The sequence below is a fragment of the Candidatus Thermoplasmatota archaeon genome (assembly GCA_029907305.1).
Classification (GTDB): Archaea; Thermoplasmatota; E2; order DHVEG-1; family DHVEG-1; genus JARYMC01.
In genome coordinates this window covers 1-7,095 of record JARYMC010000080.1, presented here as the reverse complement: position 1 = coordinate 7,095, position 7,095 = coordinate 1, and the positions used below count along the sequence as shown (strand labels likewise).

The 7,095-nt window shown below is 34.6% G+C and carries 12 protein-coding genes; 7 read left to right on the top strand and 5 right to left on the bottom strand.

Annotated features, from left to right (window positions below; genetic code table 11):
* Positions 1-404 (top strand): Ig-like domain-containing protein (locus QHH19_06175; protein MDH7517912.1); only part of this gene is annotated, 404 nt, incomplete at its 5' end.
* A 323-nt stretch (positions 405-727) separates the two neighbouring features.
* Here the strand turns inward: QHH19_06175 and QHH19_06170 are convergent.
* Positions 728-1,504 carry a winged helix-turn-helix domain-containing protein gene (locus tag QHH19_06170; GenBank protein MDH7517911.1) on the bottom strand — a complete coding sequence of 259 codons (777 nt, stop codon included), beginning with the start codon at positions 1,502-1,504 and terminating at the stop codon, positions 728-730.
* Between the two features lie 28 nt (positions 1,505-1,532).
* The gene (locus QHH19_06165; GenBank protein ID MDH7517910.1) at positions 1,533-2,738 is read right to left on the bottom strand and encodes an alpha-amylase family glycosyl hydrolase; all 1,206 of its coding nucleotides are present in this window, start codon (positions 2,736-2,738) and stop codon (positions 1,533-1,535) included.
* Positions 2,739-2,823: 85 nt separating this feature from the next.
* Between QHH19_06165 and QHH19_06160 the strand changes: the two genes are divergently transcribed.
* The 6 genes from QHH19_06160 to psmA all read left to right on the top strand — a co-directional run bounded on the left by QHH19_06160 (position 2,824) and on the right by psmA (position 6,140).
* Entirely contained in the window at positions 2,824-3,255 is a 432-nt protein-coding gene (locus QHH19_06160; GenBank protein MDH7517909.1) for a GNAT family N-acetyltransferase, read from the top strand.
* Between the two features lie 81 nt (positions 3,256-3,336).
* On the top strand, positions 3,337-3,807 hold the full coding sequence (locus QHH19_06155) for an MGMT family protein (GenBank protein MDH7517908.1): 471 nt from the start codon (positions 3,337-3,339) through the stop codon (positions 3,805-3,807).
* A gap of 59 nt (positions 3,808-3,866) precedes the next feature.
* Complete coding sequence (gene nucS / locus QHH19_06150) at positions 3,867-4,631, top strand: endonuclease NucS (GenBank protein MDH7517907.1); 765 nt, start codon at positions 3,867-3,869, stop codon at positions 4,629-4,631.
* 53 nt (positions 4,632-4,684) lie between these two features.
* A complete protein-coding gene (locus QHH19_06145; GenBank protein ID MDH7517906.1) occupies positions 4,685-5,068 on the top strand; it encodes a 30S ribosomal protein S8e in 384 nt (127 codons plus the stop codon).
* A gap of 25 nt (positions 5,069-5,093) precedes the next feature.
* Positions 5,094-5,372, top strand: a complete 279-nt coding sequence (locus tag QHH19_06140; GenBank protein MDH7517905.1) for a signal recognition particle subunit SRP19/SEC65 family protein — start codon at positions 5,094-5,096, stop codon at positions 5,370-5,372.
* Between the two features lie 57 nt (positions 5,373-5,429).
* The gene (psmA, locus tag QHH19_06135; GenBank protein MDH7517904.1) at positions 5,430-6,140 is read left to right on the top strand and encodes an archaeal proteasome endopeptidase complex subunit alpha; all 711 of its coding nucleotides are present in this window, start codon (positions 5,430-5,432) and stop codon (positions 6,138-6,140) included.
* 12 nt (positions 6,141-6,152) lie between these two features.
* On the opposite strand, the gene QHH19_06130 is transcribed toward psmA, so the two are convergent.
* The 3 genes from QHH19_06130 to QHH19_06120 all read right to left on the bottom strand — a co-directional run bounded on the left by QHH19_06130 (position 6,153) and on the right by QHH19_06120 (position 6,942).
* On the bottom strand, positions 6,153-6,488 hold the full coding sequence (locus QHH19_06130) for a DUF2179 domain-containing protein (GenBank protein MDH7517903.1): 336 nt from the start codon (positions 6,486-6,488) through the stop codon (positions 6,153-6,155).
* Complete coding sequence (locus QHH19_06125; protein ID MDH7517902.1) at positions 6,481-6,570, bottom strand: hypothetical protein; 90 nt, start codon at positions 6,568-6,570, stop codon at positions 6,481-6,483. Before QHH19_06125 ends, QHH19_06130 begins: the two co-directional genes overlap by 8 nt.
* Before the next feature lie 234 nt (positions 6,571-6,804).
* Complete coding sequence (locus tag QHH19_06120) at positions 6,805-6,942, bottom strand: hypothetical protein (protein ID MDH7517901.1); 138 nt, start codon at positions 6,940-6,942, stop codon at positions 6,805-6,807.
* Positions 6,943-7,095: the final 153 nt, after the last annotated feature.

Sequence of the window (7,095 nt, the reverse complement as noted above, 5' to 3'; positions counted from 1 at the left end):
CTTACAAGATACCCTGGTTTTGGATTGACAAAAAAGGTGAAAATCATAATTTAACAATGCCTATAAGCTTTAAAATTGATCAAACCCCACCAACCATAAAGTTAACCAAGAAATCATCAGGAAAAGACAAAGTAATTTTTACTGCAACCACAAGTGATGAAGTAAGTAAAGTGGAACGTGTAGAGTTTTATCTTGATGATGAGTTGCAACTAACCGACAACGAATCACCTTATCAATACACCTGGGCAGGTAATGAACAACATTGGGTTTTTGCGATTACCTATAACTACGCAGGGCTTTCAGAGGAAAGTAACAAGCTTAGTACACCTAGACCATTTTTGAAAAATTATAACCTACTTCAAAGGTTAATGAGCACAATAATGCAATTATTATTAAAGAAATAGCAGATAATCAGCAAAAAAAACTAAAAGCAGGGATAAAACAAACAAAACCCAAAAACAATGTACACCATCAAAGACTTACGGGTATCAAAAAAACTTTTTTTGATTCCTTTTTTCAAAAAAAAAAACATTGTTCTAAAAAAACAGATTTTTTGCGAAAAGAATATAACCTCATTTCGCCATACAGACTTTTGGTGATGCGGATGCAGAAAACGCTCTTTGATTTTATCGAAAACGACGACTCTGATGAAACACAAAAAAACTTGAGTTAAAAGAAATATAACCTTGATTATTTCTAAGGTTTTTACAGTTTTAGCAAAGTAGTATTAGATTTTTTGGGTTTTATTCTCCCAAAGCCTCCAAATACCTATGGAAAAGAGAACCATAAATAATACTATACAACCAATAGCAATATACAACAAAACCGGATCTTGAATAAAAGCCACCATAGCTTGTGCATTTGATGAATCTGCTAAAGACTCTCCTCTAAGAAGTGCATCCGCTGTAACACTTACTTGTTTTGCAGGATAAACAGCATCCCATTTAATATCTGAGTAGTTAACCTGCTGACCCAAAATATTCCTTATCTGTATGTTCTTGTTTAAAAACATAGAAAGCTTCGACAGAGTCTGATTCTGAGCAGGTAAATCCCCAAGATACCTGAGACCACTATTTATCGCCAGATTAATATAATCGCCTTCTGCAGCATACATATGAATTGTACTAGAACCACCAAAGGTGCTTGCAAGCCCTACAACCTTTCCCCGCGCAAAATTAATTAGTTGAATTATACCAACAAAAAGCGAAATAAATGTAATACTAAATAAAACAACTATCCTAGAGTTCTCAGGGTGAAGCAAGCATTCCCCCTTCCAACTAAGTCTATAATAAACCCATTTATGCCCCTCTCGCTCATTCTTCTTTATCAAACCCACCTCACTAAGTTTTGTCAAATGCTCATGGAGTGTCGCCTTGTTAAGATTAGTAGCCCTACAAATATCATTTAAACTCATACTTTTACCATCTAAAGCTCTGAGTATATCTAGTCTAGTATCAGATGCAAGCGCCTTAAATGTCTCACGATCAAGCGTAACCTTAGGCATAACAATAATATATTTATTCTATAGTCATTTAAAAACTGTTTGTTTTTGTTCGGAAATTTCCGAACATCCCCCTCTTTCTCTCCTGGATAAGCCCCTCATAAAAAGAAAACAAACTCCTATCCTGTTTTTCCCAGTTCATCGGCTGCCGTGCCTGCAGATCCCCATATGATAAAAACTCCCATATAGACTTATCCTGCGACATACCAATCTCAGTACCATAATATATGATAGGTGGTTGATTTATTGAGAATTGTATCTCTGCCGCCTCCTTAAGTTTTTCCTTGTTATTTTTACATTCAAACAATATCCTGTTCATGTCATGGTTATCCAGGAATGTTGGCAAAAAATAACCATCTGGATACTTCCGAAGATGATGATTAATTTTAGTGTACAAAGCTCGCTTTGTTTGATAAGATTTTTTGTTAGCAACATAATCCCTTATCATCTCTTGTATCTTAAAATCCAATACCCCATCTAGTTCACCTATGTATTCTTTAAAAAGATTGTCTGATGAGGCGCCAAAAAACCATTTCAAGTATTTACCCCTAACCTTTATTGTTTTCAGCTCATATATCTTAACACCCTGCATCCAAGCCTCCCCAATCAATACAACATTTGGGTTTTCTTTTTTTATTTCTTTTCTAAAACACCCCCAGAAATTATGCGAAGCCCCTATAACATGATCCAATCTACAGCCATCTAACCCTTGTCTAAGCCAATGTTTTGCCACGTTTATCATATATTCTCTGGCATCTGGGTTATCAAGGTTTATTTTTGGTAGATCTTTAACACTTAGAAAACATAGGTACTCATCTGGCCATTTTGTGAAATAGAACCAATCCCTGTATCGACTGTTTTTGTTTTGTTGAGCCTCTTTGAAAAAAGGGTGCTCTTTTGAACAATGGTTTGGCACAAAATCTGCTATGATATGCATATTGTTTCTATGAACTGTTTTTATCAGTTCTTTTAAATCTTCTATTGTACCAAAACGTGGACCCACCTGGTAAAAATCTGTTACATGATAACCATGGTATGTGTTTGTCTGGTAAAATGGTGATATCCAAATAGTGTTTACACCAAGATCTAATAGATATGGTATTTTTTCTGTTACCCCCCTTATTTTGCCACCTAGGAATATTGGTTTATCCCAGTTTGTTGTACTAGTAAAACCATAGAATCTATCAATCAAAATATGGTATATTATTGCGTTTTTAAACCAGTCAACACCACCCATACAACACAACTCATATAATAGTTATCCTCTTTTTATAGTATTTACTCCATCTTGTTTTTATACCAGAACAATTTTATACAGTTTTGTGAAAAAATTAGAAATAAAATTTGTGGATAACAAGAAAGAATTCGACAAGGTTATTGATATAAGAAAAACTGTTTTTGTTGAAGAGCAAAATGTACCATTAGATCTAGAGTTAGATGGCCTGGATTCTACTGCAAAACATATAATAGCATATCTTGATAAAAAACCGGTTGGTTGTGCACGTTTACGAACAGATGAAAGAACGAGACTAGAACGCGTTGCTGTCCTAAAACACTATAGACACCAAGGTTTTGGCAAACAGATTGTAAAATATATTATAGAGCATTGTAAAAACAATAGTAATATCAGTGAAATTTATCTTCATTCAAGAATCGATACAGTTGGTTTTTACAAAAAACTTGGTTTTAAAACAAGAGGGAGAATCTTTTTTGAGGCTGGCATAGAACATGCTGAGATGTTTTTGAGGACCTAGTTTTGTAATTCCAAAAAGAGGGAAATTAAACAAAAACTTAAGTTTTTAAAGCATTTATAGATTGATAATAAGATGAAAAAAATGGTGTCTAAGAGATCATGGCATGAAAAACTGGCGGACAATAAGGATTTACCAAAGGTTATAGAAATAGATGATAAGATGAGTAAAAGATGGGGGACAGGCGCATGCGTTATACCAGCACCGATGGAGGTAGATCAGATAATGAAAAACGTTCCAAAAGGTAAACTAATCACCATCAATGAGATACGCGAAACACTTGCAAAGAAACATGGTGCAACAATTGGATGCCCTATAACAACCGGTATATTTGCTTGGGTCGCAGCACATGCAACAGAAGAAGATGCAGCCGAGGAAAAGAAAAATATAACACCATATTGGCGTACACTTAAATCAGGAGGAGTAATTAACGAGAAATACCTTGGTGGAGTAGTTAATATAAAAAAACTTTTGGAATCAGAAGGACACAGCGTTATTCAGAAAGGTAAAAAATATCTGGTAGAAAATTACCAAGAAAAACTAGCACAAATTTAGAGAAAAACCATCAGTTTTTCTCTGTTTCTTAAAAAAAGTATATTATACGTTGAGGATAGATGATGATAAATAACATAGTTAACCCAACACCTAAAATGGCTATCGATTTCATAAAAATATACCATAAATCTAAGCCAGATAAAACAATGCTTGTTTTAATCGGCGACTGCATGATTGATTACCATGGGCGCGCACGTTCTCTACTTGATTGGGGAGAACGTATCATAATGATAAAACAAGATGGTACAGTGCTAGTTCATCAACCAGTTATGCGTGAACCTGTGAACTGGCAACCAGCTGGTACAAAAACAGATTACAGCATAGAAAACAATCATCTTGTGCTGAAAACTCATCACAAAAACCCTCCTGAGAAGATGACTATAAAATTCCGTGACATAAAACTAGTAGTAACAACATCATTAAAAGATAAAGCAAAACTTGTTATAGCTGGCATGGAAACAGACGTCGTTAATCAGATAACAAAAAACCCAGATATAATAGAAGAGGGGTTACGTATATCCAAACGTGAAAAACATATTAAATCAGGTGTAATCGATCTATTTGGCTACGACAAAAACCATACACCAGTTGTCATAGAAGTAAAACGCAGCCTAGCAAATATCAGCGCAGCACAGCAACTCAGGATGTATGTTAACGACATAAAAAAGGATGTAGATGAAGCAAACGTAAGAGGCATACTATGTGCTCCACGTGTACCAGACCTAGTAAAAAAACTTTTATCTGACTACAACCTAGAATGGAGAGAAATAGAGAGACAAATCGTTTTACCAGATGAACTTCAGAAAACACTTAAAGAATTCTAAAAAAAACCTTATCCATATTGTTTAAATATAACTTCCATATTCACCTTTTTTCAATGGCACTGTGGCAAGGGAAAGCTAAGAGATGCAAAACAGGGCGAAGGATTCGATACGCCCGCAGCAAAAGAAGGTTTGAAATAGGTGGAGAACAAACCCTAACAACTATAGGTGAGAACAGAACAAAAATTGTTAGAACCAGAGGAAAACATAAAAAAACCAAAATAAAAACAGCAAACATAGCATATGTCTTAGACAAAAAAACAAATAAAACCACAAAAACAGAGATAATAACAGTCGTAGACAACCCAGCAAACCTACACTACATAAGAAGAAACATAATGAACAAAGGAGCCATAATAAATACTAAAATAGGTAAAGCACGCATAACATCACGCCCTGGACAAACAGGGGCTATACACGCTGTATTAATAGAAAAATAAAACAACCCTAATGGGGAATTTATTTATGGTTTCTAAAAACGAGGGGAAATACGTTATTTGGCCTGTCTATTTTGACAAAACACTTACAAAAAAAGAAGGAAGACGGATTTCAAAAAAACATGCCGTTGAAAAACCTAGTATAGAAAACATAATTAAATCAGCGAAATCACTAGGACTCAACCCAGTTTTAGAAAAAGACTCAGCACACCCCTCAAAACACTGGAAAAAAGAAGGCAGAGTATTAGTTGACAAAAAAGGACCAAAAAGCAAAATACTGGTACAAATCTCCAACCGCCTTGGATAAATATATAACATAATCATTACATTCCTGACAAAAAAATAGAAAAATGGAGCTAATTTAATGGAACCAGATGGAGCACTATACGACCAAGCAAGCACAATATTTTCACCAGATGGTAGACTATATCAGGTAGAATACGCACGTGAGGCGATAAACAAAGGATCAACAACACTCGGTTTGAAATACAAAGATGGCGTAGTATTAATTGCTTACAAAAACTATCCATCACACCTAGTTGAAATACAAAAGATGGAAAAAATATTCCAAATAGACGACTACATAGGATGTGCATTCGCAGGGCTATCAGCAGATGCACAACGCCTAGTAGAAATAGCACAAGAAGAAGCACAAATAAACAAAATAACATACGATGAAGATATAACAATAAAAGCATTAACCGATATCATATGTGAATATAAGCATGCATTTACACAATACGATGGGATAAGACCATTTGGCGTAGCACTTATTATAGCTGGGATTGACAACACTGGTAAAAAACTATATTCAACAGACCCATCAGGAGTATTCTTGGAATACAAAGCTGTATGCGAAGGAGCAAACAGCACAAACGTTATGACATATCTAAAAAACACTTATGAAAAAGATCTAAATCTTGATACAGCAATTGATATAAGCTTTAAAGCCATCCAAAAAATAAACAAAAAAAAGCTGAATGCAGACTCCTTTGAGATAGCGGTTATTGACAAAAAGAAAAAATTCTACAAACTTACAAACAAAGAAATAAAAGATATACTAAGAAAAAGCTAATAAAAAAATTTTTCATTTTCCTTTTCCAACCGCTCGAAAGAAACGACGATTTTTAGAAGACGGCAAAATAGCTTCCCCAACAGAGCGAACATCCTTAACTGAATAAAAAGCATGGGGGTGAATCCTCTCAATATCACCTAAGATTTTTTTAAGATCTACTCTTTTAACAACAGCAAAAATTAGTTTAACAGGACCCTTGACACCTTCAGCATCCACAATAGTAACACCATACTCCATAGATTTAAGATACTCAATCAATTTTGTAGCATCATGTTTTGTGATAATACGAACAATAGCTAATCCGATACTAAGTTTTTCCTCAATTAAAATCCCAAGAAGATTACCCATAGCAAAACCACCAGCATACGGCAATATAACACACGATGTTATCCAAGTTCTGTATAATCTGACCGATTGCAAGAAGCCAAATATTTATCTCAATAAAACCAATAAGAGGAGCAAGATACTTATACCTCTGGACACAAAAATAATCCTAATGGTCCCAAGAGAAACATCGATCAAACGTGAGGCAAAAATAAGTATTGGGAGAACCACCCATTTGAAAACATCTGAGTTATAAAATGACAATAAATCCATAAGCAACTCTACATCCCATTATATAGTGTAACCTAAAACTAATAATAGTAATTTAAACTTAACGTAACTACCTCATATCTGGTTCTACATCTTCTATGTCGCCCACATGGCTATTTTTTTCAGAGAGCCTACAACTCTCACATATACCAAAAGGCTCTTCTTCTGGATCTAATTCTTCGCCACAGATACTGCAATATTCAGTCATAGATTTTTGCATCCTCCAAACAATTTTTATTTTTCAGATACGTTTTCCATGAATTTATGGTTAAATAGGGTATGATAGGCATTGGGACAAAATTGGAAAATCAATTTTTTAAAACAATAACATAGGCACGCTTGCCGATATACTTTTTTGGCG

What these genes read in the sequence shown, in the direction of transcription:
- QHH19_06145 (MDH7517906.1), top strand. Translation starts at nt 4,685, where the DNA reads ATGGCACTGTGGCAAGGGAAAGCTAAGAGATGCAAAACAGGGCGAAGG.
- QHH19_06120 (MDH7517901.1), bottom strand. Translation starts at nt 6,942, where the DNA reads ATGACTGAATATTGCAGTATCTGTGGCGAAGAATTAGATCCAGAAGAA.
- psmA (MDH7517904.1), top strand. Translation starts at nt 5,430, where the DNA reads ATGGAACCAGATGGAGCACTATACGACCAAGCAAGCACAATATTTTCA.
- nucS (MDH7517907.1), top strand. Translation starts at nt 3,867, where the DNA reads ATGATGATAAATAACATAGTTAACCCAACACCTAAAATGGCTATCGAT.
- QHH19_06170 (MDH7517911.1), bottom strand. Translation starts at nt 1,504, where the DNA reads ATGCCTAAGGTTACGCTTGATCGTGAGACATTTAAGGCGCTTGCATCT.
- QHH19_06155 (MDH7517908.1), top strand. Translation starts at nt 3,337, where the DNA reads ATGGTGTCTAAGAGATCATGGCATGAAAAACTGGCGGACAATAAGGAT.
- QHH19_06140 (MDH7517905.1), top strand. Translation starts at nt 5,094, where the DNA reads ATGGTTTCTAAAAACGAGGGGAAATACGTTATTTGGCCTGTCTATTTT.
- QHH19_06130 (MDH7517903.1), bottom strand. Translation starts at nt 6,488, where the DNA reads ATGGGTAATCTTCTTGGGATTTTAATTGAGGAAAAACTTAGTATCGGA.
- QHH19_06165 (MDH7517910.1), bottom strand. Translation starts at nt 2,738, where the DNA reads ATGGGTGGTGTTGACTGGTTTAAAAACGCAATAATATACCATATTTTG.